Source organism: Mesorhizobium sp. M1A.T.Ca.IN.004.03.1.1 (assembly GCF_003997555.1).
Lineage (GTDB): Bacteria > Pseudomonadota > Alphaproteobacteria > Rhizobiales > Rhizobiaceae > Mesorhizobium.
On record NZ_RZTV01000007.1, the window covers coordinates 201,949 to 228,600 of the forward strand.

The following is a 26,652-nucleotide window of genomic DNA, read 5'->3' on the forward strand; positions in this document are numbered from 1 at the left end:
ATAATACCAATAAAATACCAATAGCCAAGCGTTAATTTCGGCTCAAAAAAGATTAAGGCGTATTTGATTGAAAGGACATGGAAATTTGTTCCCGACGCGCTCCGGAGCATGAAAACGCAATGAGAGATGTGGACAAGTGGTATTTTTTTGGTATTGTTCGATCAGTTGGAGGAAAGCGGATGGCCGAGACGCGCACGGAAGCGCTTCATCAGAACGCCGCGGGGCTGGATGTCCAGACCCCGGATGCCATCCTTTCATTCCTCGCCAATGCGCAGATCGAGGCCGCCCGGGCCGTGCACGGCGCCATTCCGGCCATTGCCGAGGCCGCCGAGCTTGTCGCCAGACAATTGAAGGGTGGAGGCAGGCTCGCCTACGCGGCAGCCGGCAGTTCCGGCCTCATGGCTGTCGCCGATGCGCTGGAACTTCCCGGCACATTCGGTATCGCGCGTGACCGCATCGCCATCCTGATCGCCGGCGGCGACGAGGCGTTTCACACGCTTGCCGGCGGACCGGAAGACGATACCGAGGAAGCCGCGGCAGCCGTGGCGAATGCCAATATCGGCAAGGGCGACTGCCTGATCGCCATCTCGGCCAGTGGCTCGACGCCCTATGCCGTCCAGGCGATCGGCGATGCCCGGCGCCGGGGCGCGGCGACGATCGCGATAGCCAACAACAACGGCGCGACGCTGTTCGGCGAGGCCGACGTCGCCATCCTGCTCGAGACGCCGCCGGAGCTGATCGCCGGCTCGACGCGCATGGGCGCGGGAACTGCACAAAAGATCGCGCTCAACATGCTGTCGACGCTCGCTGCCGTCCATCTCGGCCATGTGCATGACGGCTACATGGTCAACCTTGCCGCCGACAACATCAAGCTGCGTGACCGCGCGGTGCGCATGGTGGCCGCCATCAGCGGACGCAGCCGCGAAGATGCGGCGCGCCTGCTCGAAGAGAGCGGTGGCGGCGTCAAGACTGCCATTCTGCTCGCCGCGGGTGCTGCCAATGCCGATGCGGCCGAGAAGATACTGGAAAAAACCGGCCAGAAGCTCAGGCCGGCGCTTTCCGCGATCGAGGGGAGCAAGGCGCGCTAGCCGCTGTTCTCATCAAAACCGAACCTGAAAAAGGTCAACAGGGAGACTGGACATGACGACCAAACTACTGACGGCACTTCTCATCGGCACGAGCATTCTCGGCACCACCGGGATGGCCCTAGCCGAAGACGTCACGCTCAACATCGAGAGCTGGCGCGGCGACGACCTGACCATCTGGAAGGACAAGCTGATCCCGGCCTTCGAAGCCAAGAACCCGGGCATCAAGGTGGTGTTCGCGCCCTCGGCGCCGACCGAGTATGACGCGGCACTCGGCGCCAAGCTCTCTGCCGGCTCGGCGGGCGACCTGATCACCTGCCGCCCCTTCGACAAGTCGCTTGAGCTGTTCAAGAAGGGCAACCTCGCCGACCTCTCGTCGCTGCCAGGCATGGACAACTTCTCTCCGGTCGCCAAGGCCGCCTGGCAGACCGACGACGGAAAGTCGAGCTTCTGCGTGCCGATGGCTTCGGTCATCCACGGCTTCATCTACAACAAGGACGCCTTCGACAAGCTCGGCCTCAAGGTGCCGACGACGAATGAAGAGTTCTACGCCGTGCTCGACAAGATCAAGGCGGACGGCACCTATATCCCGATGGCGATGGGCACGAAGGACCTCTGGGAAGCCGCGACCATGGGCTACCAGAACATCGGCCCGAACTACTGGAAGGGCGAGGAAGGCCGTCAGGCGCTGATCAAGGGCGAGCAGAAGCTGACCGATCCGCAGTGGGTCGAACCCTACAAGGAACTGGCCAAGTGGAAGCCCTATCTCGGCGACGGCTTTGAGGCGCAGACCTATCCGGACAGCCAGAACCTGTTCACGCTCGGCCGCGCCGCCATCTACCCGGCTGGCTCCTGGGAGATCGGCCTGTTCAACACCCAGGCGCAGTTCAAGATGGGCGCCTTCCCGCCGCCCGTGCAGAAGGCCGGTGACACCTGCTACATCTCCGACCACACCGATATCGGCATGGGCCTGAACGCAGCCTCGAAGCACCCGGAAGAAGCCAAGAAGTTCCTGTCCTGGGTCGCTTCGCCGGACTTCGCCAACATCTACGCCAATGCGTTGCCGGGCTTCTTCAGCCTGAACAACACCCCGGTGAAGATGGAGGACCCGCTGGCACAGGAATTCGTCTCCTGGCGCGGCAAGTGCAAGTCGACGATCCGCTCGACCTACCAGATCCTGTCGCGCGGCACGCCAAACCTCGAGAACGAGACCTGGGTCGAATCGGCTAACGTGATCAACGGCACCGACACGCCGGAAGCCGCGGCCAAGAAGCTGCAGGACGGCCTCGACAGCTGGTACAAGCCGGCGAAGTAAGACTTTAGCCATTCGAACCGGCCGGGCGCTGCCCGGCCGGCCTTCGGACAGATCTAGATAGCGATTGTCGGCGCCGCCTCTCGGTCTTACCCTCACCCTTGCGGGAAGACGAAGCCGCACTGTCGCTGGCCTTGTCCCTCGCATCATGGGGACAGTCAGGCCGCCGTGCATCGAGGCATCAGCCAAGCACCATCGACCTGGAACCGAGAGACGGCGGGGACCGAACTCATGGCCGCACAAACACGACCCAAGAAACCGATCCGCTGGCATATCGGCGTCTTCCTGGCGCCGGCGGTGCTGGTCTACACGGCAGTCATGATCCTGCCGCTGTTCGGCACCCTGCAGCTTTCACTGTTCCGCAACATCAACCAGGCGCAAGTGTTCGTCGGGTTCGACAATTTCCACACGCTGTTCGGCGATCCCAACTGGTCGGTGAATTTCTGGAACGCGCTGCGGAATAATGTCTGGTTCTTCATCATCCACATGCTGGTGCAGAATCCGATCGGCATCCTCTTGGCGGCGCTTCTGTCCAGCCCGAGACTGCGGTTTGCCGCCTTCTATCGGACCGCGATCTTCGTGCCGACGATCCTGTCCTTCGTCATCGTCGGCTTCGCCTGGAAGCTGATCCTGTCGCCGATCTGGGGCGTGGCGCCGCACCTGCTCGACTTCGTCGGGCTGAAGAGCCTGTTCACGCCGTGGCTCGGCAAAGAGCAATATGCGCTCACCGCGCTCAGCCTCGTCTCGGTCTGGCAGTTCGTCGGCATCCCGATGATGCTGATCTATGCAGCGCTTCTGTCGATCCCCGACGAGGTGATCGAGGCCGCCGAATGCGACGGCGTCACTGGTATGGCGCAGTTCTGGAAGATCAAGCTGCCGCTGATCCTGCCTTCGATCGGCATCATTTCGATCCTGACCTTCGTGGGCAATTTCAACGCCTTCGACTTGATCTACACCGCGCAAGGGGCGCTCGCCGGTCCGAATTATTCGACCGACATCCTCGGCACCTTCCTCTACCGCGCCTTCTTCGGTTTCCAGCTGCAGGTCGGCGATCCCAACATGGGTGCCGCGATCGCCACGATCATGTTCCTGATCATCCTCGCCGGCGTCTGCGTCTACCTGTTCCTCGTCCAGACGCGCCTGCGTCGCTATCAGTTCTGAGGCGCGCCATGAGCACCGCAACACATTCGCTTCCCCGGACCATCGGCGCCCATGCCGTCCTTTTGACCTACACGGTGATCGCGCTGTTCCCGGTGATCCTGGTCATCATGAACTCGTTCAAGTCGCGCGCCGGTATTTTTGGCGCGCCGCTGACGCCGCCGACGCCCAAAACTTTCGACCTGATCGGCTACACCACCGTGTTCGGCCAGGGCGACTTTCTGCATTATTTCCAGAACAGCCTCGTCGTAACGGTCGCCTCGCTGTTCTTCGTGCTTCTGTTCGGCGCCATGGCCGCTTTCGCACTGTCGGAATACCGCTTCCGCGGCAACACGATGATGGGGCTCTATCTCGCGCTCGGCATCATGATCCCGATCCGCCTCGGCACCGTCGCCATCCTGCAGCTGATGGTGGCGAGCGGGCTGGTCAACACGCTGACGGCGCTGATCCTGGTCTACACGGCGCAAGGCCTGCCGCTCGCGATCTTCATTCTGTCGGAGTTCATGAAGCAGGTGTCCGACGACCTGAAGAACGCCGGCAGGATCGACGGGCTGTCGGAGTACACGATCTTCTTCCGGCTGGTGCTGCCGCTGGTGCGCCCGTCGATGGCGACGGTCGCCGTCTTCACCATGATCCCGATCTGGAACGACCTGTGGTTCCCGCTGATCCTGGCGCCGTCGGAAGAGACCAAGACGGTGACGCTCGGCGCGCAGCTCTTCCTCGGCCAGTTCGTCACCAACTGGAACGCGATCCTGGCGGCGCTCTCGCTGGCGATCCTGCCGGTGCTGATCCTCTACGTCATCTTCTCGCGGCAGCTGATCCGCGGCATCACGTCAGGAGCCGTCAAGTGAGTGCAGAACAGCCTCTTCGCGTCGTCGTCGCCGGCCTTGGCAATATGGGCCGCAGCCATGCGCTGGCCTATCACACCAATCCGGGCTTCGAGATCGCCGCGCTCGTCAACCGTTCCGAGGTGCCGCTGCCGGATGGGCTCGCGGGCTATCGCATCAGGCGCTCCTTCGAGGACGTGCTGCGCGACGAGAAACCGGACGTCGCCGTCATCGCTACTTATTCCGACAGCCACGCCGACTATGCGGTGCGGGCGTTCGAGGCCCGCTGCCATGTCTTCGTCGAGAAGCCGCTGGCGACCACGGTGGCGGACGCCAGGCGCGTCGTCGATGCCGCCAAAGCCAACGGCAGGAAGCTGGTGATCGGCTATATCCTGCGCCACCATCCGTCCTGGATGCGGCTGATCGCCGAGGCGCGCAAGCTCGGCGGGCCATACGTATTCCGCATGAACCTCAACCAGCAGTCCTCCGGCCACAGCTGGGAAACGCACAAGCAGTTGATGCGGACCACCTCGCCGATCGTCGATTGCGGCGTGCATTATCTCGACGTGATGCTGCAGATCACCGACGCCAGACCGGTCGAGGTGCGCGGCATGGGCGTGCGGCTCAGCGATGAAGTGGCGCCCTCGATGTATAATTACGGTCACCTGCAGGTGCTGTTCGAAGACGGCTCGGTCGGCTGGTACGAGGCCGGCTGGGGACCGATGGTTTCGGAGACCGCCTTCTTCGTGAAGGACGTGATGTCGCCCAAAGGCTCTGTGTCGATCGTCATGAAGGAGGGCGTGAAGTCCGACGACATCGACACGCACACCAAGACCTCGACCATCCGCCTGCACAGCGCCGCGACCGGGCCGGACGGAAAGTTCATCAAAGAGGACGAACTGCTGTCGATGGAAGGCGAGCCGGGGCACCAGGAACTCTGCGACCTCGAACAGGCCTTCCTGCTCAAGGCCATCCGCGAGGACATCGACCTGACCCGCCACATGGAGGACGCGGTGAAGTCGCTCGCCGTCTGCCTCGCCGCCGACCAGAGCGTGCGCACCGGCGCGCCAATCAAACTCTAGAACAAGGACGAAGCCGTGGGCTCGCTGAACATCGAGAACGTGAAGAAGGCATTCGGGCCGGTCGAGGTGCTGAAGGGCATCGACCTCGAGGTCAATGACGGCGAATTCGTCGTCTTCGTCGGCCCGTCCGGCTGCGGGAAGTCGACGCTGCTGCGCGTGATCGCAGGGTTAGAGGATTCGACCTCCGGCCGCGTGCTGATCGACGGCGACGACGTCTCCGTCACGCCGCCCGCAAAACGCGGCATCGCCATGGTGTTCCAGACCTACGCGCTCTATCCGCATCTGACGGTGAAGAACAATATGGGGCTCGGCCTGAAACAGGCCGGCACGCCTTCGGCCGAGATCGAGCGCCGCATCAAGATCGCTTCCGCGATGCTGTCGCTCGAGCCCTATCTCGAGCGGCGGCCGGCGGAGCTGTCGGGCGGGCAGCGCCAGCGCGTCGCGATCGGCCGCGCCGTGGTGCGCGAGCCGAAGCTGTTCCTGTTCGACGAGCCGCTGTCCAATCTCGACGCGGCACTGCGCGTCAACACCAGGCTGGAGATCGCGCAGCTGCACCGGCGGCTAAAGGCAACGATGATCTACGTCACGCACGACCAGGTCGAAGCGATGACGCTGGCCGACAAGATCGTCGTGCTCAATGCCGGCCGCATCGAGCAGATCGGCAGCCCGATGGAGCTCTACAATGCGCCGGCCAATGAATTCGTTGCCGGCTTCATCGGCTCGCCGAAGATGAATTTCATCGACGGCGCCAAGCTTGGCGAGACGGCGAAGACCGTCGGCGTGCGCCCGGAACATCTGACCGTCGATGCAAAATCCGGCGCCTGGAAAGGCACGGTGGTGCATGCCGAGCATCTCGGCGCCGACACCAACCTCTATCTCGACTGCGAGAAGGCCGGGCTGCTCACCGTGCGGATCTTCGGCGTCTACAATGCCGAACCGGGCGCGACGCTCTATGCAACGCCGGATCCGGCGAAGACGTATCGGTTCGGGGCAGATGGAAGGGTGTTGAAGTAGCGCCGGCCTCCCCTTCTCCCCTTGCGGGAGAAGGTGGATCGGGGCGCAGCGCCGAGACGGATGAGGGGTGCTCCAGCGGAGTGCGACGCTTACTTCTGCAACGCAGAGATCGTTCCAACACCCCTCATCCGGCCGCTTCGCGGCCACCTTCTCCCACAAGGGGAGAAGGCGAGGTCTGCGCTTACTCGTCCGCCTTGAAGGTCTGCTTCTGCTGGCCCATGCCCTCGATGCCGAGCTCGACGACGTCGCCGGCCTTCAGGAACACCGGCGGCTTCATGCCCAGCCCGACGCCGGGCGGCGTTCCGGTGGAGATGATGTCGCCGGGATGCAGCGACATGAACTGGCTGAGATAGGAAACCAGATACTTCACGCCGTAGACCATCGTCTTGGTCGAGCCGTTCTGCATGGTCTTGCCGTTGACCGTCAGCCACATTTTGAGGTTCTGCGGGTCGGCGATCTCGTCCGTGGTCACCAGCCAGGGGCCGATCGGGCCAAACGTGTCGCAGGACTTGCCCTTGGTCCACTGGCCTTGGCGCTCGGCCTGGAAGGCTCGCTCGGAAACGTCGTGCGCGACGCAATAGCCGGCAACATAATCCAGCGCGTCGTCCTCGCTGACATACTTCGCCGTCTTGCCGATGACGACGCCGAGCTCGACTTCCCAGTCGGTCTTGACCGAGCCGCGCGGGATGAGCACGTCGTCATCCGGCCCGACGATAGCCGAACTCGCCTTCATGAAGATGATCGGCTCCGGCGGCACTGTGGCGCCGGTCTCGGCAGCGTGGTCGGAATAGTTGAGGCCGATGCAGATGAATTTCCCCGTGCCGGCGACGCAGGCGCCGATGCGTGGGCTACCGGAAACAGCCGGCAGCGATTTCGGATCGAGCTTCGACAGCATCTCCAGCGAAGCCGGATGCAGCGCCGTGCCGGCGATGTCGGCGACATAGGCCGAAAGGTCGCGGATCGTGCCATCCTGATCGAGCAGGCCGGGACGCTCGCTTCCCACCTCGCCATAGCGCAGCAACTTCATCTTTTCTCTCCACCTTGCGGCCAAAGACCGATTTGCAAAACTTTCCGCCACGACCTCTTGCGAAAATCGGGCGGACCCTAGCCATCAGCCTGGTACCCCGCAAGCGCGGACTCCGCGCAGTCGGTCGGCAGGCTGGATTTTTCAGACTTTTCGATGCTTCCGATGAACGCGTAGACCCGATCCGATCTTCCTATTCGCCCACTACCACTGCGAACCGCCCTATTTTCGAAACGGGAGTCAGATCGACCAGCCGCCATCAATATTGTAGGCCTGCCCCGAAGTGTAGGTGGCGCCCGCCAGATAGACGGCGAGATCGGCGATTTCTTCCGGCGTGCCCAGCCGTCCCATCGGCTGGCGAGCGATGAAGGCGGCGCGCGCCGCCTCATAATCGCCCTGCGCATGCATGCGGTCCTGCAGCGACGGGCTCTCGACCGTCCCCGGACAAATGGCGTTGCAGCGGATGCCCTTAGCCACATAGTCGGCGGCCACCGCCTTGGTGAGGCCGACGACCGCCGCCTTGGTCAGGCCGTAGACGAAACGGTTCGGCACGCCCTTCTGCGAGCTTGCCAGCGATGCCATGTTGATGATCGAGCCGTCGCCGCGCTCCAGCATGCCGGGCAGCACGGCGCGGATAGTGCGGATCATAGAGCGGACATTGAGATTCAGGGCGAAGTCGAGATCGGCATCCGTCATTTCGAGGATCGACCCCGAATGGACGAAGCCGGCGCAATTGAACAGAACTTCGACCGGGCCGATCTCGGCGAAGGCCGATGTCACGGCTGCGTCATCGAGCACGTCGAGCTTGCGGGTTTTTATGCCGGAAGTCTTGCCGAGTTCGGCCAAAAGCTGCTCGTTGATGTCGGTGGCATGAACGGTGGCGCCGGCCTTGGCGAAAGCCAGCGCGCTCGCCCGCCCAATGCCTTGCGCCGCCGCGGTGATGACGACCACTTTGCCTGCCAGATCCGCCATGCTTCTCTCCGATGTCGCAAGCTTTCTTAGTGGCGGCCAGACGGGATGCAATGTGCCAGGCGAGCCTGACCGCTATTCCGCAGGCCAATTGTTTTTTCTGGTTAAAGAACACATGCCGATGCGTCAAGCCTGGAAGCCTGCGGCAAACGCGCCGAATTTGCGGCGCGAGTGTCGTCAAACCAGACCCGGTCTGGAACGCGCTTAGTCGCCGTAAGGCACCCAGACGTTCTTGACCTCGATGGCGCGGCGCAGGACGGCCTCGCCAGCCGCCTCGCTCGATGTCCAGTCGAGGCTGCGGCCATTGCCGGTCCAGACGCGCTTGAGGTTGCCGATGGAATCGGCCTCCGCCTTGGCGCAGGTGTCGGCATCGGCAAACACCCAGAGCCCATCGACGTCGTCGTGCTTGGCCAGAACGCCGCAGAGCTCGGCGCTGCGGCCGGTCACGATATTGATGGCGCCGGCCGGAATGTCGGAATATTCGATGACCTGGTAGAGATCCGTGGCTAAAAGCGGGTGACGCTCGGACGGCACGGCCACCACGGCGTTGCCCATGGCGAGCGCCGGCGCCACCAGCGAGACGAAGTTGAGGAGCGGCTGATTGTCCGGCGCAACGATGCCGACGACGCCGACAGGCTCGTGCAGCGCAAGCGTCACGGCGCGGGCCGGCGGCTGGTGGACGCGGCCCTCGAACTTGTCGGTGAGGCCGGCATAAAGGAACAGCCGCTCGATGGACTGCTCTACCTCCTCGCGCGCTGCCTTCGCCGTCACGCCGGTGAGTTGGACAAGGCGTGCAGCGAACTCATCGGCACGGCCCGAAAGGTTTTCCGCGAAGTAGTAGAGCACCTGGCTGCGGTTGAAGGCCGTCGCGTCCGGCCAGGCCTTGCAGGCGCGCGCGGCGGCGACCGCGTCGCGGATATCCTTGCGGTTGCCAAGGCCGACTTCGCCGGCAAGCTTGCCCTTGGCGGTGGCGACGGCCAGCGAGTAGTTGCCGTCCGGACGCACCTGCTTGCCACCGATGAACAGCTTTGCCGTGCGGTCGATGGCCATACCGTCAGCCTGCTCGACGACCTGCGCCGAGCCGACTGCGGCCGGCTTGATGGCGGGGCCGACCGGCAGCTTGGCGGCAAGATATTCGAACATCCCTTCCCGTCCGCCTTCGCGACCGAAGCCGCTTTCGCGATAGCCGCCGAAGCCGCAGGCCGCATCGAACATGTTGGTGCCGTTGACCCAGACGACGCCCGCCTTCAATTGCGGCGCGACATGCAAAGCGAGATTGACGTTCTCGCTCCACACCGAAGCGGCAAGACCGTAACGCGTGTTGTTGGCTAGCTCGATCGCCTCCTCGGTGTTACGGAAGCTCATCGTCGCCAGCACCGGCCCGAACACCTCCTCCTGCGCCAGGATATTAGCCGGCGAAACAGAGGTGGCGAGCGTCGGCAAGTGATAGTAGCCCGTCGTCGGCAAGGCAGCGTCCGGCTGCCAGCAAGCGGCGCCCTGCCTGGCGCCCTCGGCGATCAGGCCCTTGACGCGGTCGAGCTGTGTGCGGTCGACCAGCGGCCCGATGTCGGTGTTCTTGTCGAGCGGGCTGCCGACGCGCAGGCGGCTCATCCTGACCTTGACCTTGGCGATGAAGGCCTCCGCGATGCCTTCCTGCACCAGGAGCCGCGAGCCGGCGCAGCAGACCTGGCCCTGGTTGAACCAAATGCCGTCGACCAGTCCCTCGACGGCGCTGTCGAGGTCGGCATCCTCGAAAACGACGAAGGCCGATTTGCCGCCGAGCTCCAGCGACAGCTTCTTGCCCGATCCGGCGGTTGCCTTGCGGATGATCTTGCCGACCTCGGAGGAACCGGTGAAGGCGATCTTCTGCACGCCCGGATGGTTGACGATGGCGGCACCCGCCTCCGGTCCGCCCTGAACGATGTTGACGACGCCTTTCGGCACGCCGGCGCGCTCGCAGATCTCGGCGAACAGTATGGCGGTGAGCGGCGTGAATTCGGCCGGCTTCAGCACCACCGTACAGCCGGCCGCGAGCGCGGGCGCGATCTTCCAGGCCAGCATCAGCAGCGGGAAGTTCCACGGAATGACCTGGCCGACGACGCCGACCGGCTTGTGGTCGGGAAAATCCTTCTCGAGCGTCTGCGCCCAGCCGGCATGATGGATGAAGTGTCGGATGGCCAACGGCACGTCGATGTCGCGGCTCTCGCGGATCGGCTTGCCGTTGTCGATCGATTCCAACACCGCGAACAGGCGCTGATGACGCTGCATGGCGCGGCCGATGGCATAGAGCACTTTGGCTCTGGCGTAGCCCGAGGATGCCGACCATTTCGGCAGCGCCTTTGCGGCCGCCGCGACCGCGGCGTCGATGTCGCCGGCGCCGGCATCCGAGATCTTCGCCAGCAGCTTGCCGGAGGACGGCTCGCTGGTATCGAAAGTCTTGCCGCTTGCCGCCGCCTTCCAGGCGCCGTCGATGAACAGCGCCCTGGAAAAATCGCGGCCGGCGAGCCAGGCGTCGGCCTCGTTGCGGGCTTCCGGCGCCGGGCCGTACTCCATGGCGCGATAACGTTCTAGGATGTTCATGGGGTCGCTCCTTTACCCTTCCCCGTGTGGGGAGGGTCGATCGGCGAAGCCGATCGGGGTGGGGGTAAATGGCTGATGGTCTGGTGCATGGATCAGGCAGATTTGTTTTTCGACCCCCACCCCGCCGCTTCGCGGCGACCCTCCCCGCAAGGGGGAGGGGGGTGCCTCACGCCATCGCGTGGCGATGGTTGGCCGAATAGTGGCCGGTCAAATGATGTTCGAGCTGGCGCTCGATGTCGGTGAGCAGGCTGGAGGCGCCGAAGCGGAACAGCTGCGGCTCGAGCCAGGGCCGGCCAAGCTCTTCCTTCATCAGCACCAGCCAGTCGAGCGAGACCTTCGCGGTGGAAATGCCGCCCGCCGGCTTGAAGCCGATCAGATAGCCGGTCTCCTCGAAATAGGCGCGGATGGCGCGCACCATCGCAAGCCCGACGGGAAGCGTGGCGTTGACGCTTTCCTTGCCGGTCGAGGTTTTTATGAAATCGGCGCCCGCCATCATCGCCACCATCGAGGCCAGCATGACGTTGCGCAGGGTGGCGAGATCGCCCGTGCCTAGAATGACCTTGAGATGGGCTTCGCCGCAGGCGGCGCGCATGGCGACGATCTCGTTGAACAGTTCGCGCCATTTGGCGCCGTAAACCAGCCCGCGCGGGATGACGACGTCGATCTCGTCGGCCCCGTCCTTCACCGAGGCCTCGATCTCCTGCAGGCGGGTCGAGAGCGGCGCAAGGCCGTGCGGGAACGCTGTGGAGACGGCCGCGACATGGATGCCTGTGCCACGCACCGCATCCACGGCCGTGGCCACGAAGGGATGGTAAACACAAACCGCCGCGGGGCGGATCGTTTCGTCGGCGATGCCGAGGCCCTCGACGATGTCCCGGCGCAGCGGATTGATCGCTTTGGCGCAGAGCCGGCGCACACGCTCGTCGGTGTCGTTGGAATTCAGCGTGGTCAGGTCCATGCAGGCGATCGCGCGCAGCAGCCAGGCGGCCTGGTTGTCGGCCTTGATCGAGCGCCGCTTGGTGAGGGTGGCGACGCGGCGCTCCAGCGCCGAGCGGTTGACGCTGCGCACCGATTCGAGGAAGCCGAGGTCCAGCTTCATGCCAGGATTGCGAGCAATGCCGTGCTCCAGCGGCATCGGCGTGTTGGCGGCGGCACGCGCCGGCAGCGGCATGATCTTGGACGCGCCTGAGCCGGCCTCGCGGATGGTGCTGCTCATCTCCTGCCCCTTCATTCAGCGACGTGCACTGAAGATAGCCCGCGAAGTTGTCCTTCACGAGTCCTTCAGTGGCTCATAGCGGAAAAAGGCGGCAAAAGCAGTAGGTTTTTGACCGCATGGTCAAAACACTGGGAGACGCGCCTCAGCCGACGAAGGCGCGCTCGACGACGAAGCTGGCGGGATGGCTGAGCGAGCCCTCCTGGAAGCCGAGGCTTTCGGCGAGCTCCTTGACGTCCTTCAGCATGTGCATCGAGCCGCAGATCATGATGCGGTCGGTCTCGGGATTGAGCTTGTCGATGCCGAGGTCGGAGTAAAACTTGCCCGAGCCGATCAGGGCCGTGATCCGGCCCATGCGCGCCGACTCCTCGCGGGTCGTCGAATTGTAGAGCGTGACACGCCCGCCGGTCAGCTCGCCGATCAGCGGATCGGTCTCGAGCGCAGCCACCAGTTCCTGGCCGTAGGTGAGCTCGGCGTTGTCGCGGCAGGTGTGGGTGAGGATCACCTGATCGAACTTCTCATAGGTGTCGGGGTCGCGCAGCAGGCTGGCGAAAGGCGCGATGCCGGTGCCGGTCGAGATCATGAACACGCGCTTTGCAGGCGTCAGCGCGTCGAGCACCAGCGTGCCGGTCGACTTCTGGCGCATGATGACGGTGTCGCCGACCTCAATCTTCTGCAACTCGGAGGTCAGAGGACCGTCCGGGACCTTGATCGAGAAGAATTCGAGTTCGTCGTCCCAGGCGGGGCTGGCAACGGAATAGGCGCGGAAGATCGGCTTCTCGGCATTGGGCAGCCCGATCATGACGAACTCGCCGGAGCGGAAGCGCAGCGACTGCGGGCGGGTGATGCGAAACGAGAACAGGCGGTCGGTGTAGTGCTTCACCGACACCACGGTCTCGGCATAGACATTGGCCGGGATCGGGAACTGCAGCGGCTTTGCGCCGGCGAGGTTCAACGCGGATGTCGTGTTCATCAAACCCAACTTTCCGGCGCGGACGCGAGGCGCTGGCGCCAAACTTTCTCGTGCGCGCCCGAACGGTCAGGTTCCGACGTGCTCTCTGCACACTGCCAAGCGGTAAGCTCTTGTGTCCGGAATTTATTAGTATACAAATGATCTTCAGGTCAAGATGGCAGCGTAAAACGGCTTTCCAAACCGAGGCATATCCGTAGTCCTGGCATTTCGGGTTTCGGCAATGAATGAGAAATTTTCGGCGTCGGCGGGAAGCGTGGTTGCCGGCATCGATGTCGGGGGAACCTTCACCGATCTGCTCCTGATCGACGGCAAGGCCGGCGGCAAGGTGCACATCGCCAAGACCCCGACGACGGTAGAAAATCAGGCCTTTGGCGTGGTCGCCGCACTTGGCGCGACCGGCTTTCCGGTCGAGGGCATCGACCTCATCGTGCACGGCACGACGACCACCACAAACGCCGTGCTGGAGCGCCGGCTGGCCAGGACCGGCATGATCACGACGCGCGGCTTCCGCGACGTGATCGAGCTTGGACGGCGCACGCGGCCGCAAGCCTATGGCATGACGGGCACCTTCGTGCCGGTCATTCCGCGCGATCTGCGGCTTGAAGTTTCGGAGCGCGTCGAGGCGTCCGGCGCGGTTCGCCTGCCGCTCGACGCGGCCGAAATGCGCGAAGCCGTGAAAAAGCTGCTCGACGCCGGCTGCGAGTCGCTCGTCATCCATTTCCTGCATTCCTACGCCAACCCCTCGCACGAGCGGCGCGCGGCCGAAATCGCGGCGGAGCTCTGGCCGAACGGCCACATCACGACCGGCCATGCGCTGCTTTCGGAGGCGCGCGAATTCGAACGCGGCGTGACGGCGGCGGTCAACGCCTCGGTGCAGCCGATCCTGGAGCGCTATGTCGAGCGGCTGCGCAAGGAGCTCGCGGCGAAAGGCTATGCGCGCGACTTCCTGATCATGAACGGCAATGGCGGCATGATCTCGGCCCGCTTCGTCACGCAGGAATCGGCAAAGACCGTCATGTCCGGTCCGGCTTCCGGCGTCATCGCCGCCGCTTACACGGGAAAGCGTGCCGGCTTCGCCAACCTGGTGACCTACGATATGGGCGGCACCTCGACCGACGTGGCGCTGATCCGCAACGCCGAGCCCGCGGTCTCGAACGAGATCGAGATCGAATATGCGATGCCGATCCATGTGCCGATGGTGGCGGTGCACACCGTCGGCGCCGGCGGCGGCTCGATCGCGCGCGTCGACGCCGCCGGCCTGATCCAGATCGGTCCGGAAAGCGCCGGTGCCAATCCCGGCCCGATCTGCTACGGGCGCGGCGGCACGGAACCCACCATCACGGATGCCAATCTGGTGCTCGGGCGGCTGGCGCCGAAGAAGCTGCTTGCGGTCGACAATCCGGTCACTGTCGAGCGCGTCACCGCAATCTTCGAAGACAGAATCGGCAGGCACACGGGCCTTTCCGGCGTCGAGGCGGCCGGTGCCATCTTGAGGCTCGGCAACATGAAGATGGCGGGCGCCATCCGCATGGTTTCGGTGTCGCGCGGCCACGACCCGCGCGATTTCGCGCTGTTCGCCTTCGGCGGCGCCGGGCCGCTGCACGCGACGGCGCTGGCCCGCGAACTCGGCCTGCCGAAAGTGGTGGTGCCGGCACGCCCGGGTATCACCAACGCGCTCGGCTGCGTCGTCGCCGACCTCAGGCACGACTTCGTCAATACGGTCAACCAGCCGGTAGCGAGCCTCGACGAAGCAAAGCTTCGCGAGTTGTTGGAACGGCACAGAAACGAAGGCGAGTCGCTGATCGGCAAGGAAGCAGTGAAGCCCGATGCAATCCGCGTCACCCACTCCGCCGACATGCAATTCGTCGGCCAGACGCACATCATCAACGTGCCGCTGCCGTCATCCTCGGTTTCACGGGCGACGCTGCAGCAGCTGTTCGAAAAAGCCTATTTCGCGCGTTTCAAGGTTGAACTGCCGGAGATCCGCGCCAATCTCGTCAACCTCAACACCTCGGTGACGGGCGTGCGGCCGCAGATCGACCTGTCTCAGCTGATCGACCCGGCAGGACGCGCGGCGACGCTCAAGGAGGCGCGGCGCGAGATCCGGCCGGTCTGGTACAGCGGGCGCTGGCACGACACGCCGGTCTATGCGCGCGAAAGGCTGCCGCTCGACGCAGCAATCGAAGGGCCGGCGATCCTCGAGCAGATGGACGCCACCACCGTGCTTGAGCCCGGCGATCATGCGCGTTCGGACGCCGACGGCAACATCATCATCGACATCGGCGAGGCCTGACAATGGCAGTCGAAGGGGCAAAGCTCGACACGATCACGCTTTCGGTGCTGCAGGCCGCCCTGCAGCAAGTTTGCGATGAGATGGATTTGACGTTTTCCCGCGCCGCCTTCTCGCCGGTCATCGCCGAGGCCAATGACCGCTCCGACGGCATCTATTCCGCCGTCGACGGCTCGCTCATCGCGCAAGGCAGCCAGGGCCTGCCGGTGTTCGTCGGCGTCATGCAATATTCGACCAAGACGGTGATCGAGATGATCGCCGACGGGCGCTGCCTGACCCCCGAGCCCGGCGACATCTACATCGTCAACGACCCCTATCTCGGCGGCACGCATCTGATGGACGTGCGCTTCGTCATGCCGGTCTACCGCGACGGCAAAATCTTCTGCTGGCTGTCCAACACCGGCCATTGGCCGGATATCGGCGGCGCGGTGCCTGGCGGCTTCTCGGCCTCGGCCACCGCCGTCGAGCAGGAAGGTCTGCGGCTGCCACCGGTGAAGCTGTTCAAGAGGGGCGTGCTCGATCCCGAGATCTACGCCATCATCTGCTCCAACATCCGCGTCGCCGACCAGCGCATCGGCGACATCCGCGCCCAGGCTGCGGCGCTGCTGATCGGCCAGGACAGGCTCAATGAAATCCTCGATCGTTACGGCGACGAAACCGTTATTGAGGCCATCGCCGAACTGCGCCGCCGCGCCGCCGAACAGATGCGCGCCTCGATCGCCGTCATCCCGGACGGCGTCTACCGCTCACAGGCTTTTGTCGATTCCGACGGCGTGGTGAACGAGCCGCTGACCATCAATCTCGCCGTCGAGAAGAAGGGCGACAGCCTGACCTTCGATTTCGCCGGCTCGTCAAAGCCCTGCGCGGGCCCGATGAACAGCGTGCTGGCGACGACGCTGTCGTCAGTCTACCTCGCCATGCGCCACATCTTCCCCGAAGTGCCGATCAGCGCCGGCGCGTTCGAGCCGCTCAATGTCAAGCGGCCGGAAGATACCTTCCTCGACGCCAAGTATCCGCGGCCGGTCTCGGGCTGCGCGGCGGAGGTTTCGCAGCGTATTGCGGAGGCCGTGTTCGCGGCGATGGTGCAGGCATTGCCGGAGAAAGTGACGGCAGCGCCCGCCGGTTCCAGCGGCAATTTCGCGCTCGGCGGCAACGACCCGGCACGCGGCCGCGACTATGTCATGTACCAGATTTCGGGCGGCGGCTATGGCGGCAATGCGGGCCATGACGGCTTGAGCAATGGCTGCTCGACGATCGGCATTTCGAAGTCGCCGCCGGTCGAGATCATGGAGCAGGCGTTCCCGGTGCTCTACCGCCATTACGCGCTGCGCGAAGGCTCCGGCGGTGCCGGCAAACATCGCGGCGGCTTCGGGCTCGCCTATGAAGTCGAGATCCTGCGCGGCGAGGCGCGCGCGTCCTTCGTCATGGACCATGGCCGTTTCGGGCCGCAAGGCGCGCTTGGCGGCAGGGACGGCGCGCCGAACAGCGTTACCGTGTTTCGGGGCGGCGAAGCGCATGTGCCGCCGCATCTGTCGAAGGAGCAGGATATCGCGCTCAAGGCCGGCGACCGCGTGCGCGTCGGCACGCCCGGCGGCGGCGGCTATGGCGATCCGCGCGAGCGCGATCCGAAGCAGGTCGCCGAAGATGTCCGGCTCGGCTATTATACGCCTGAGCAGGCGCGAGAGATGTTCGGGGCCGATCCGGAGGTTTGATCAGGCCAACTTCGCCAGCAGCCGCAAGAAGGTCGCAGCCTCCTTGGCCGTGAGCGGCGCCAGCGTTTCCTCGGTGATGGTGCGGGCAAGCGGGATCAGCCGCTCGATCGCGTCGCGGCCTTCAGCCGTCAGATTGACCAGCAGCCGCCTCTTGTCCACCTCGTGCTTGGAAAGCTCGACCAGCCCGCGCGCCTTCAGCCGGTCGATGACGCCCTTTACGGTCGCGGCATCCATGGCGATCAGCGTGCCGAGCTGGTTCTGCGAGGTCTCGCCGATATCGTAGAGCTTGGCGAGAGCGGCGAATTGCGGCGGCGTCAGATCGCCAATGTGGGAGGCGAAGATCGCCACATGGCGCTGATGCGCCTTGCGCAGGATGAAGCCGACCTGGTCCTGCAGATGGTAGTTGTTCTCGTCCAGCTCTTCGGCCTCGACCAGCCGCAGCAGATTGTCCTCGCCGCTCATCTCAAGCCGTCCCAAGCCTTGATGTCCGCGGCCGCAAGACCGCCCATGCGGTTGTGGACTCGCGGGCCGCAGGTCATGGCGAGGCAGAACAGGATCTCGTCGGGACGCGGGCCGTCGCTGATGCCGACTTCCATCGCGTCGAAATGGCTGCGCACATAGGCGGCGTTGATGTGGCCGAGCGGGACATCGAGCCGTGCGCCGAAGGCGCCGACCTTCTTCGCCGATGGCACGATCGCCTTGGCGTCGCCGAGCCGCTCGCGCATGGCGTAGCCGCCGGGCACGTGCCAGAGCGCGCCGTGCTCCAGTTCGCCGGCACTGCCGACGATGGCGCCCTTGCCGTAACCGTCGATCTTTTTCACATCGCCGCCAAGGGCTGCGATCAGCCTGTCGGAAAGCAACAGCCCGAGCGGCTTCAGGTCCTCCATCGCGCCCTGCAGGTCCTCGACATAGCGACCGGCAAACGGGTTCTTGACCACGGCGAGAGCCGCGGCGCGCAGGCGCGGCTCCTTCGCCGCGGGGCCGCCGTCGTGGAAGATCTCCTCGGTCAGCACCGCGACCTTGCGGATCGGGAATTCAGGCATGGGCAGTTTCCTTCGCTTTATGCTTGTTGGGCGCAGCGAGCGCTACGGAGCCACTGATGCGGGTTTGGCCGGCAAGGAACAGCGCCGACGCGGCGATCAGGCCGCGCCTGCGAAAATTTTCGGCGACGGCAAGGCCGTTATCCAGCGCCCGGGCCACCTCGCCGGGCGCTAGCCCGCCGACGCCCTGCGTCACCAGCCGTTCGCCGAGATCGCTGTCGGGTGAAAGATCCCGCGCCGGCACGCGATGAACCGCCGGATGCCCAGGCAGGTCGACCGCGTTGGCAATCAGCGTCGCCGCGGCATCCGCCTCGGCGCCGGTCCGCGCCAGCACGGTGACTGCGTCGGCGATGCCCAGCGAAAAGGAGCGGCCGCGCCAGCCACTGGTGGCGACGCCGCGCACGCCGTCTTCGGCGCGGATCGTGATGCGGTCGGCCATGCCGTGCCCGGTGCCGGCGATCGCCAGCGTTATCGTGCCGCCCTTGCCGAGATGAATAGCGCTGTCGCCGCCATTGTTGACGTAGGCGCGCTCGAGCCGGCGTCCGGCGAGAAGCGCGGCCAGAACTTCGTCGGCTACCGAACCCGCAACGGCGGCCATTGGCGTGATGAAGCTGTCCGCGAGCGGTGCGACCGCGGCCTCCATCCGCCGCGCGGTCGGACCTGCAAAAACGCGCGGCGTCAAAGACGCCGGACGGCGCAATTCGGGAAGCTCTTCGACCAGTTCGGTCAGGATCGTCTGGAAGCGCGCGACGGCCCGCACGCAGCTGGCGCGGCGTTCAGCTGCATCGCCAAAGGCCTCGATAATGAGGTCGATCGGCCCGTGGTTGAGATGAAGCCGCCTGCCGTCGGCGAGCCAATGCGCCTGCGGACCGTTCATCAGTCGGCCCCATTGGCCGGGGTGCGGCGCAATTGCGCCAACGGCGGCCAGGGATTGCCGGCCGGCGCGCCGGCATTGCTGCGCGGATTAAGGTACTCGCCGCCTTTGGCGAGGATATCCTCGACACTGCGGATTTCGTTCTCGTAACCGCCGAGCCGGACGTAGTCGTCGCGGCGCATGGTGAATTCGATCGGCGCGACCAGCGCCGGCGTCGGCACATAGCCGAATGCGCCTTCCGGCACGCGGGTGACATCGACCATCAGGGTGATGCCGCCGCCCGGCCAGACATAGACCGGCGCGCCGCCGACCGTGACATAGGTCTTCAGGCCCTGAACCGAGCGGGTGAGATTGACCGGGTTTTCGGTGACGCCGGCGCGCAGCGAGCCGCCGGCGCCGCCGATGAAGAGCACGGTGCACAGGGCCGGCTCGCAATTGTCCTCGATCAGGCCGACGGATTTCTGCAGCCGCTCCGGGAACGGTTTTTCGACCGGCCTCAACTGATCGTCCAGTTCGTAATAAGCGAACTGTTCGCCCGTGGTCGAGACCATCAGCAGCGACAGGCCGGGGCGAGCACCCTTCTTGGCGTTCCAATCGCCAAGGATCGAAAGCGGATCCGAGATCGTGGTGCCGCCCCAGCCGAGACCTGGCTCCGAAACCTTGAAGTAGCGGCCAGGGGTCGAGCGGCGGCCGATGATCTTTATCCCGGTATCCTCCCAGCCCAATACCTTGCCGGCCTGATGTTCCGACACGACGCCGGTGATATGGTCGTCAACCACCACAACCTCGTCGACGAGCCCGCGCCATTGCGTGGCGAACATGCCGATGGTGGCCGAACCGCAGCCGACGCGCATGCGATGCTCGATCTTGCCGTCGATGACCGGCGCCTTGCCAGCCTCGACAATGACCGTCGCACCGCCGTCGATGGTGAGCTCGACCGGCTTCCTGTTGCAGAGGTTGAGAAGCGCGTCGCAAGTCGCGCGGCCTTCAGCCTTGGAGCCGCCGGTCAAGTGATGCACACCGCCAAGCGACAGCATCTGCGAGCCATATTCCCCAGTGGTGACGTGGCCGATCGCCTCGCCTTCCGAGCGCACGGTCGCCGTCTCGTCGCCGATGTGGCGGTCCGTATCGATCTTCACCTTGACGCCGCAATAGGAGAAGATGCCCTCGGTGACGACGGTGACGAGATCGACGCCCTCGACCTCCTGACTGACGATGAAAGGTGCGGGCTTGTAATCCGGGTAGGTGGTGCCGGCCCCGATCGCGGTGACGAAGCGGCGGCCGGTGTTGACCAGCTCGCCACCCCACTCCTCGCCCTCGGCGACGAATGGCAGGACCGCGCCGCCGGTCTCGGCCGCGTGGTCGAGGATGGTCAGGGGATCCATGCGCACGATGCGCCCGCCGACATTGCCGTAGCGGTCGCAGGCGCCGGTGCGGCCGTCGGCGATGTAGCACATCACCGGACAGGCATCGCAGCGGATCTTCTCCGCCACCTGCTTCTCACCGGGATCGTGGGTTTCGAAACGTTCGGCAAGCTCGCTCATCGGCGCGCCTCCTTTTCGCGGATCGCCGCCAGGATGCGGCTCGGCGTCGCCGGGACTTTAGTGACCAGAACGCCGGTGGCATGTCGGATGGCGTTGAGGATCGCCGGCGCGGTCGGGATCAGCACATGCTCCCCCAAACCCTTGGCGCCGAAAGGTCCTTCCGGGTCCGGAACTTCCACCAATATGTGCTCGACCGGCGGCACGTCGCCGATGGTCGGGATGAGGTAGTCGTGCAGGTTCTCGGTGCGGCCGGGGATATATTCCTCCGTCAGTGCCATGCCGATGCCTTGCGCGATGCCGCCCTCGATCTGCCCCTCGACCAGTACCGGGTTGATGGCCTTGCCGACATCATGCGCGGCGGTGATCTTGAGCAGCTTCACCGTGCCCAGCTTGAGATCGACCTCGAGCTCGGCGATCTGGGCGCCATAACCATAGACGGCGTAGGGCTTGCCCTGGCCCTTGGCGTCGAGCGGCAGCGTGGGCGGATCGTAGGTCTCTTCCGCGACGAACACCAAGCCATCGGCATCGATCTTCAGTGTTGGCAGATCGATGCGCCGCGTCGCGTCACCCTCGCGGATGGAGATGCTTGCGCCGTCGAGCGCGATCGTTGCTTGATCGGACACATTGGCGAAACGCAGGATCTTTTCGCGCAGCGCGCGGCCCGCCTTCTCCGCCGCCTTGCCGGTGACAAAAGTCTGGCGCGAGGCGGATGTCTTGCCGGCGTCGGGCGTGATGGCGGTGTCGGCGCTCTTCAGCCTGAACTTGTCCAGCGGCAGGCCGAGCGCATCGGCACAGATCTGGGTGATTACCGTGTTCGAGCCTTGGCCGATGTCGACGGCGCCCTGGTGGAGCACGACATCTCCGGAGGCAGAGATGCCGACCTTGATCGTCGAAGGATTGGGCAGCGAAGTGTTGCCGCAGCCATACCAGCAAGAGGCGACACCGACGCCGCGCTTGCTTGCGGTGTTGACGGCGTTGAAGGCTTCCGCCTCGCCAAGCGCGCGCGCCCAATGCGGTTGAAGCAACTCCAGGCATTCACCGATGCCCACGCCCGATTCCAGGCGCTGGCCAGTGACCGTTTCGCACCCGTTCCGAAGGCAGTTCTTTAGCCGGAAATCGAGCCGATCCATGCCAAGCTTGCCGGCGAGCTCGTCGTAGAGGGTTTCCTGCATGATGGTCGCTTGCGGCACGCCGAAGCCGCGGAAGGCGCCGGCGATCGGGCCGTTGGTGTGGATGGCCCTGCCCGTCGCCCGGTAGTGTGGCGTCTGATAGGGGCCGGAGGCATGCACCGGCACGCGGTTTGCAACCGTCGGGCCCCAGCTTGCATAGGCGCCGGTGTTGAAGTCACCCTCAAAGATCATGCCGGTGACGCGGCACTCGGAATCGGCACCGATGGTCGCCTCCATCTCGGCCGGATGACGCTTGGTGGTCGACATCATGGATTCGTTGCGCGTGTAGGCGAGTGCCGCCGGCCTGCCGGTCTTCATCGCCACAAGGCCGATCAGAGGCTGCAGCGAGACATCGAGCTTGGAGCCGAAGCCGCCGCCAGTGGCGGTCGGCACGATGCGCACCTTTTCGACCGGGAGGCCGAGCACCTTGGCCGTGTCGTCGCGATCCATGTAAGGCGCCTGCGTGCAGGCAACGACAACGAGCGTATCGCCATCCATGTAAGCGAAGCCGGCTTCCGGCTCGATGTAGGCATGCTCGACGAAGGAAGTCTCGATGGCGCCGGAGACGGTGACAGCAGCGGCGGCAAGGGCACCGTCGGGATCGCCACGCTCGACATAGCCGGAGGTGAGCAGGTTCGCCGGGCGATGCCGGTGGATCAGCGCCGCGCCGTCGGCTTTCGCCTCGCGGGGCTGCAGCACATGCGGCAGCTCCGTCCAGGCGATCGGAAAATCCGTCAGGTCGAGGTCGAGGATGGCTTCGCGCTCGCCCGCCACCAGCGCGATCGCCTCGCCGCGAAGGCGCGCGAAACCTTCGGCAAGGGCCGGCTGATCAGCAAAGGGGCCGATGACCCCGAAGCAGTTCTTGCCCGGAATGTCGGCGGCGGTGAAGACGCCGGCAATGCCGGGATGCTCTTTGGCCCAGGCGTCGATATCTCCGAAGCTGAAACCGGCGTGATAGTAGGGCGAGCGGACGACCAGCACCGACAGCGCGTCGTCCGGAAAGGAATCGCCGCCGAATTTTTCGTCGCCGGTAACCTTCGGCACGCCGTCGAGCCGGATCGGCGAGGCGCCGACGGCGCGGCCGACCTCCGGCAGGCGACGGTCGAAACCGTCCATATGCTGCGAGGCATGCATCACCGCCGCGACGATTTTCCGATACCCCGTGCAGCGGCAGAGCACGCCGCCCAGCGCATCCTGCGTCTCGGCCTCACTCGGCGTTGGGTTGCGCTCCAGCAGCGCGGTAGCCGCCACCAGCAGCCCCGGCGTGCAGATGCCGCATTGCGCGGCGCCGTGTTCGAGGAAGGAGGCCTGCAAGGCCGACAACCTGCCGTTGGCGAGGCCCTCGACCGTCGTGACGGCCGCGCCGGAGACCGAGGCCGCCGGCACAAGGCAGGCGCAGACGGGATTGCCGTCGACCAGCACGGTGCAGGCGCCGCAATCGCCGGCGTCGCAGCCGACCTTGGTGCCGGTCAGCCGCAACTCGTCGCGGAGAACCTGCGAGAGCCGCCGCACCGGCGGCACCGACACGCTGACAGCCGCGTCGTTGACCTCGAAGGCAATGTCGGTGCGCTCCATTGTCATGCGGCCACCTTGCCTTCGCCCAGGCTGGTCGCAGCGCACACTGCGCGGACAACGATCTCGCGCGCCGCATGCTCCCGGTATTCGGCGCTGCCGCGCACATCGGCGATTGGCGACAGTTCGTCGATCGGCGCGGACAGCACCGCATCGGCGAGCGCGGCGGTAACCGGCTGGCCGCGCAGGGCCGCCTCGACGCCGGCAAGACGACGGGCGACGGCGGAGCAGGCGCCGACAGCGATAGCAGCATCGGCGACCACGCCATCTTCGATCACGAGACGCGCCGCCGCCATGGCGATCGAGATCACGAGATAACGCCGCGCGCCAAGCTTGACGAAGGCGGACGAGCCGACAGCCGAACGTTTCGGCACACGAATGGCGGTAACCATCTCGTCCTGCTGCAGCGCCGTGCGGCGATTGCCGAGAATGAACCCGCCAAGCGGCAGGTAGCGCGTGGCTTTCGCCGACCGCAATTCGACTTCGGCATCGACCACCTGCAGCGCCGGAACGCCGTCGGCGGCGGGCGAGGCGTTGCAGAGATTACCGGCGACCGACGCGACGTTCTGGATCTGGACCGAGCCGACTTCGCGCGCGGCCGCCTTCAGCGCATCGAACGCCCTGGGCAGGTTGTGGCGCACGACGTCGGTCCAGGTGGTGCGGGCGCCGATCCACCAATAGTCGTCCGTCTCGGCGATGCCGCGCAGCGCGGCGAGACCATTGATGTCGAGAATGTTGTCGCGGAATGGTTTCGCGCCCTGCGCCGGATAGAAATCGGTGCCGCCGGCCAGAATGCGCCAGCAGTCCTCGCCAAGCAGAGCGAGCGCCTCGTCGACCGTGGTGGGTTTCGCGTAACGGATCACGCTTTGCCTTCCCAGAAAGGGGCCTTTCCGAGGGAATCTGCCGCCGTCCAGCCGGGCAAATTCATTCGTATGCAAATGATATCAACTTCGCCGCGATTGTCAAAGCGAAGTGGTCGGCCACGGCTTTGTTATACCGGTGGAGGTTGACGCAGCCGGCCATCTGGTCAAGGTTCCGTGTCCGGTCGCGTCAACTGGAGCCCAAGCCGAGGAAGAAGGGAGGCCGCATGGCCGACGAAGCGCTCATCGTCATCGACCTGCAGAACGACTTTTGCCCCGGCGGCGCGCTGGCCGTGGCCGGGGGCGACGAGATCGTGCCGCTGGTCAACGACCTGATCCGGCGGACCGATCACGTGATCCTGACGCAGGACTGGCATCCGGCCGGCCATTCGAGCTTCGCTTCCAGCCATCCAGGCAAGCAGCCCTTCGAAGCGATCGAGATGCCCTACGGGCCGCAGACGCTTTGGCCGGATCACTGCATCCAGGGCAGCCTTGGGTCCGATTTCCATTCCGGGCTCGCCTGGACCAAAGCGGAACTGGTCATCCGCAAGGGTTTCCGCACCGCGATCGACTCGTATTCGGCTTTCTTCGAGAACGACCACACGACCCCAACCGGCCTTGCCGGCTATCTCAAGGAGCGCGGCATCGACACCATCACCTTGGTCGGCCTGGCCACCGATTTCTGCGTCGCCTTCTCGGCACTCGATGCCGCCAAGCAAGGTTTCAAGACGACGGTGCGGCTGGATGCCTGCCGCGGCATCGATCTCAACGGCTCGGTCGGCACGATGCTGAAACGGATGCGCGAGGCCGGGGTGGTGCTCGAAGATCACCTTTCGGACTGACCGCGCCGTGAGGCATCGAGGGGGCTTTGCGACATTGGCGAAGGTGTTGGCGGCAACCATGACGGCCGCACTCCTTCTCGCCTTTCCACAAGCGGTTTTCGCAGCCGAGGCGCATGAGCTGCCCGGCGCGGCGATGTCGCTCTGGTGGGCGCTGCCCTTTGCCGGCCTGTTGCTGTCGATCGCGACCGGGCCGCTGCTGTTCCATCATGTCTGGGAGCATCATTACGGCAAGATCGCCGCCGCGTGGGCGGCACTTGCCGTGGTTCCGCTGGCGATCGCTTTCGGCATGCCAGCGGCAAGCGAGGCGGTGCTGCACACGCTGCTCACCGAATATCTGTCCTTCATCATCCTTTTGTTCGCGCTGTTCACCATTTCCGGCGGCATCCTGGTCGCCGGCAACATCCACGGCACGCCGCTGGTCAATTCAGGCTTGCTGCTGATCGGCGCGATCCTCGCCTCGGTCATCGGCACGACGGGCGCCTCGATGATCCTGATCCGGCCGATGCTGCGCGCCAACGACAACCGCCCGTTCAACGCGCATGTGGTGATCTTCTTCATCTTCCTGGTTTCGAACATCGGCGGCTCGCTGACCCCGCTCGGCGACCCGCCACTCTTCGTCGGCTTCCTGCGCGGGGTCGACTTCTTCTGGACGACCGCGAACCTCTGGCGCGAGACGCTGTTCACCGGCGGGCTGGTGCTGATCATCTTCCTGGCGCTCGACATCGTGCTGCATCGCCGCGAGGGCGGCTTGCCGAAGATCAAGGACCCGACACCGGACACGAAGGTGCGCCTGCGCGGCCTCGCCAACCTGCCGCTGCTGGCCGGCGTGATCGGTGCGATCCTGCTTTCCGCCAGCTGGAAGCCGGGCATCAGCATCCCGATCCTCGGCATCGGCCTGGAGCTGCAGAACCTGGTACGCGACGCGATCATCCTGGCGCTGGCCTTTCTGTCGCTCAAAGTCTCGTACAAAAACCACAGGGAAGCGAACGGCTTCAGTTGGGGGCCCATCGCCGAGGTGGCGAAACTGTTTGCCGGCATCTTCATCTGCATCGTGCCGGTTATCGCCATCCTGAGAGCCGGGCACGATGGGGCGCTGGCGCCGCTGGTTTCGCTGGTCACCTCGGCGGACGGCCAGCCCGACGATCTCGCCTATTTCTGGCTGACCGGAGCGCTGTCGTCCTTCCTCGACAACGCGCCGACCTATCTGGTGTTCTTCGAGCTTGCCGGCGGCGACGCCAGGCACCTGATGACGGAGGCGGCCTCCACGCTCGCCGCGATCTCGGCCGGCGCCGTGTTCATGGGCGCCAACACTTATATCGGCAATGCGCCGAACTTCATGGTCTTTGCTATCGCCAGACATCGCGGCTTCAAGGTGCCGGGCTTCTTCGGCTACATGGCGTGGTCCGGCCTGGTGCTGATCCCGACGTTTTTGATCGCGGGGTTTTTGTTTTTTAGGTGAAGCGGTGCAGAGCTTTACCTCCCCTTGTGGGGAGGTCGGGCCAGGTCCGGGTG

The 26,652-nt window shown here is 64.9% G+C and carries 21 protein-coding genes; 10 read left to right on the top strand and 11 right to left on the bottom strand.

The window, feature by feature from the left end; all coding sequences use genetic code 11:
• Positions 1-179 precede the first annotated feature (179 nt).
• From EOD29_RS22070 to EOD29_RS22095, 6 genes are all read left to right on the top strand, one after another.
• Complete coding sequence (locus tag EOD29_RS22070; protein ID WP_127240435.1) at positions 180-1,088, top strand: N-acetylmuramic acid 6-phosphate etherase; 909 nt, start codon at positions 180-182, stop codon at positions 1,086-1,088.
• Between the two features lie 52 nt (positions 1,089-1,140).
• A complete protein-coding gene (locus EOD29_RS22075) occupies positions 1,141-2,400 on the top strand; it encodes an ABC transporter substrate-binding protein (protein WP_067324040.1) in 1,260 nt (419 codons plus the stop codon).
• Positions 2,401-2,628: 228 nt separating this feature from the next.
• Positions 2,629-3,558, top strand: a complete 930-nt coding sequence (locus EOD29_RS22080; RefSeq protein WP_066996121.1) for a sugar ABC transporter permease — start codon at positions 2,629-2,631, stop codon at positions 3,556-3,558.
• A gap of 8 nt (positions 3,559-3,566) precedes the next feature.
• Positions 3,567-4,406, top strand: coding sequence for a carbohydrate ABC transporter permease (locus tag EOD29_RS22085; RefSeq protein WP_066996124.1), 840 nt, complete (start codon positions 3,567-3,569; stop codon positions 4,404-4,406).
• Entirely contained in the window at positions 4,403-5,464 is a 1,062-nt protein-coding gene (locus EOD29_RS22090; RefSeq protein WP_127247877.1) for a Gfo/Idh/MocA family oxidoreductase, read from the top strand. Before EOD29_RS22085 ends, EOD29_RS22090 begins: the two co-directional genes overlap by 4 nt.
• Positions 5,465-5,479: 15 nt before the next feature.
• Positions 5,480-6,478: an ABC transporter ATP-binding protein gene (locus EOD29_RS22095; protein WP_127247879.1), complete on the top strand. Its 999-nt coding sequence runs from the start codon at positions 5,480-5,482 to the stop codon at positions 6,476-6,478.
• 181 nt (positions 6,479-6,659) lie between these two features.
• Here the strand turns inward: EOD29_RS22095 and EOD29_RS22100 are convergent, their stop codons facing one another.
• From EOD29_RS22100 to EOD29_RS22120, 5 genes are all read right to left on the bottom strand, one after another.
• Positions 6,660-7,505, bottom strand: a complete 846-nt coding sequence (locus EOD29_RS22100) for a fumarylacetoacetate hydrolase family protein (RefSeq protein WP_127247881.1) — start codon at positions 7,503-7,505, stop codon at positions 6,660-6,662.
• Positions 7,506-7,742: 237 nt separating this feature from the next.
• Complete coding sequence (locus tag EOD29_RS22105) at positions 7,743-8,474, bottom strand: SDR family oxidoreductase (RefSeq protein WP_127247883.1); 732 nt, start codon at positions 8,472-8,474, stop codon at positions 7,743-7,745.
• 201 nt (positions 8,475-8,675) lie between these two features.
• On the bottom strand, positions 8,676-11,051 hold the full coding sequence (locus EOD29_RS22110; protein ID WP_127247885.1) for an aldehyde dehydrogenase family protein: 2,376 nt from the start codon (positions 11,049-11,051) through the stop codon (positions 8,676-8,678).
• Between the two features lie 166 nt (positions 11,052-11,217).
• Complete coding sequence (deoC, locus tag EOD29_RS22115) at positions 11,218-12,267, bottom strand: deoxyribose-phosphate aldolase (protein ID WP_127247887.1); 1,050 nt, start codon at positions 12,265-12,267, stop codon at positions 11,218-11,220.
• Between the two features lie 142 nt (positions 12,268-12,409).
• The gene (locus EOD29_RS22120; protein WP_066996144.1) at positions 12,410-13,237 is read right to left on the bottom strand and encodes a ferredoxin--NADP reductase; all 828 of its coding nucleotides are present in this window, start codon (positions 13,235-13,237) and stop codon (positions 12,410-12,412) included.
• Positions 13,238-13,457: 220 nt separating this feature from the next.
• On the opposite strand from EOD29_RS22120, the gene EOD29_RS22125 reads away from it, so the two are divergent.
• Together EOD29_RS22125 and EOD29_RS22130 are read left to right on the top strand one after the other, a co-directional pair.
• Complete coding sequence (locus tag EOD29_RS22125) at positions 13,458-15,530, top strand: hydantoinase/oxoprolinase family protein (protein WP_127247888.1); 2,073 nt, start codon at positions 13,458-13,460, stop codon at positions 15,528-15,530.
• A 2-nt stretch (positions 15,531-15,532) separates the two neighbouring features.
• Positions 15,533-17,239, top strand: a complete 1,707-nt coding sequence (locus EOD29_RS22130) for a hydantoinase B/oxoprolinase family protein (RefSeq protein ID WP_127247889.1) — start codon at positions 15,533-15,535, stop codon at positions 17,237-17,239.
• Here the strand turns inward: EOD29_RS22130 and EOD29_RS22135 are convergent, their stop codons facing one another.
• From EOD29_RS22135 to EOD29_RS22160, 6 genes are read right to left on the bottom strand one after another with little or no spacing between them, the layout of a single operon-like run.
• Entirely contained in the window at positions 17,240-17,701 is a 462-nt protein-coding gene (locus EOD29_RS22135; protein WP_127247890.1) for a MarR family transcriptional regulator, read from the bottom strand.
• Complete coding sequence (locus tag EOD29_RS22140; RefSeq protein WP_066996156.1) at positions 17,698-18,282, bottom strand: amino acid synthesis family protein; 585 nt, start codon at positions 18,280-18,282, stop codon at positions 17,698-17,700. The genes EOD29_RS22135 and EOD29_RS22140 overlap by 4 nt, the downstream gene beginning before the upstream one ends.
• On the bottom strand, positions 18,275-19,156 hold the full coding sequence (locus tag EOD29_RS22145; protein WP_127247891.1) for a UPF0280 family protein: 882 nt from the start codon (positions 19,154-19,156) through the stop codon (positions 18,275-18,277). The genes EOD29_RS22140 and EOD29_RS22145 overlap by 8 nt, the downstream gene beginning before the upstream one ends.
• Positions 19,156-20,697, bottom strand: a complete 1,542-nt coding sequence (locus tag EOD29_RS22150) for a 6-hydroxynicotinate reductase (RefSeq protein WP_127247892.1) — start codon at positions 20,695-20,697, stop codon at positions 19,156-19,158. Before EOD29_RS22150 ends, EOD29_RS22145 begins: the two co-directional genes overlap by 1 nt.
• Positions 20,694-23,447, bottom strand: a complete 2,754-nt coding sequence (locus tag EOD29_RS22155) for a molybdopterin-dependent oxidoreductase (protein ID WP_127247893.1) — start codon at positions 23,445-23,447, stop codon at positions 20,694-20,696. The genes EOD29_RS22150 and EOD29_RS22155 overlap by 4 nt, the downstream gene beginning before the upstream one ends.
• Positions 23,444-24,301, bottom strand: a complete 858-nt coding sequence (locus EOD29_RS22160) for a xanthine dehydrogenase family protein subunit M (RefSeq protein WP_127247894.1) — start codon at positions 24,299-24,301, stop codon at positions 23,444-23,446. Before EOD29_RS22160 ends, EOD29_RS22155 begins: the two co-directional genes overlap by 4 nt.
• Positions 24,302-24,525: 224 nt before the next feature.
• On the opposite strand from EOD29_RS22160, the gene pncA reads away from it, so the two are divergent.
• Positions 24,526-25,140 carry a bifunctional nicotinamidase/pyrazinamidase gene (pncA, locus tag EOD29_RS22165; protein ID WP_095776932.1) on the top strand — a complete coding sequence of 205 codons (615 nt, stop codon included), beginning with the start codon at positions 24,526-24,528 and terminating at the stop codon, positions 25,138-25,140.
• Positions 25,141-25,198: 58 nt separating this feature from the next.
• On the top strand, positions 25,199-26,599 hold the full coding sequence (locus tag EOD29_RS22170; RefSeq protein ID WP_095825560.1) for a sodium:proton antiporter: 1,401 nt from the start codon (positions 25,199-25,201) through the stop codon (positions 26,597-26,599).
• Positions 26,600-26,652: the final 53 nt, after the last annotated feature.

Excerpts from the sequence above, each read along its gene's own strand:
- EOD29_RS22070 (WP_127240435.1), top strand. The coding sequence starts at position 180 with ATGGCCGAGACGCGCACGGAAGCGCTTCATCAGAACGCCGCGGGGCTG.
- EOD29_RS22075 (WP_067324040.1), top strand. The coding sequence starts at position 1,141 with ATGACGACCAAACTACTGACGGCACTTCTCATCGGCACGAGCATTCTC.
- EOD29_RS22080 (WP_066996121.1), top strand. The coding sequence starts at position 2,629 with ATGGCCGCACAAACACGACCCAAGAAACCGATCCGCTGGCATATCGGC.
- EOD29_RS22085 (WP_066996124.1), top strand. The coding sequence starts at position 3,567 with ATGAGCACCGCAACACATTCGCTTCCCCGGACCATCGGCGCCCATGCC.
- EOD29_RS22100 (WP_127247881.1), bottom strand. The coding sequence starts at position 7,505 with ATGAAGTTGCTGCGCTATGGCGAGGTGGGAAGCGAGCGTCCCGGCCTG.
- EOD29_RS22105 (WP_127247883.1), bottom strand. The coding sequence starts at position 8,474 with ATGGCGGATCTGGCAGGCAAAGTGGTCGTCATCACCGCGGCGGCGCAA.
- EOD29_RS22110 (WP_127247885.1), bottom strand. The coding sequence starts at position 11,051 with ATGAACATCCTAGAACGTTATCGCGCCATGGAGTACGGCCCGGCGCCG.
- deoC (WP_127247887.1), bottom strand. The coding sequence starts at position 12,267 with ATGAGCAGCACCATCCGCGAGGCCGGCTCAGGCGCGTCCAAGATCATG.
- EOD29_RS22120 (WP_066996144.1), bottom strand. The coding sequence starts at position 13,237 with ATGAACACGACATCCGCGTTGAACCTCGCCGGCGCAAAGCCGCTGCAG.
- EOD29_RS22125 (WP_127247888.1), top strand. The coding sequence starts at position 13,458 with ATGAATGAGAAATTTTCGGCGTCGGCGGGAAGCGTGGTTGCCGGCATC.
- EOD29_RS22130 (WP_127247889.1), top strand. The coding sequence starts at position 15,533 with ATGGCAGTCGAAGGGGCAAAGCTCGACACGATCACGCTTTCGGTGCTG.
- EOD29_RS22135 (WP_127247890.1), bottom strand. The coding sequence starts at position 17,701 with ATGAGCGGCGAGGACAATCTGCTGCGGCTGGTCGAGGCCGAAGAGCTG.
- EOD29_RS22140 (WP_066996156.1), bottom strand. The coding sequence starts at position 18,282 with ATGCCTGAATTCCCGATCCGCAAGGTCGCGGTGCTGACCGAGGAGATC.
- EOD29_RS22145 (WP_127247891.1), bottom strand. The coding sequence starts at position 19,156 with ATGAACGGTCCGCAGGCGCATTGGCTCGCCGACGGCAGGCGGCTTCAT.
- EOD29_RS22150 (WP_127247892.1), bottom strand. The coding sequence starts at position 20,697 with ATGAGCGAGCTTGCCGAACGTTTCGAAACCCACGATCCCGGTGAGAAG.
- EOD29_RS22155 (WP_127247893.1), bottom strand. The coding sequence starts at position 23,447 with ATGACAATGGAGCGCACCGACATTGCCTTCGAGGTCAACGACGCGGCT.
- pncA (WP_095776932.1), top strand. The coding sequence starts at position 24,526 with ATGGCCGACGAAGCGCTCATCGTCATCGACCTGCAGAACGACTTTTGC.
- EOD29_RS22170 (WP_095825560.1), top strand. The coding sequence starts at position 25,199 with ATGACGGCCGCACTCCTTCTCGCCTTTCCACAAGCGGTTTTCGCAGCC.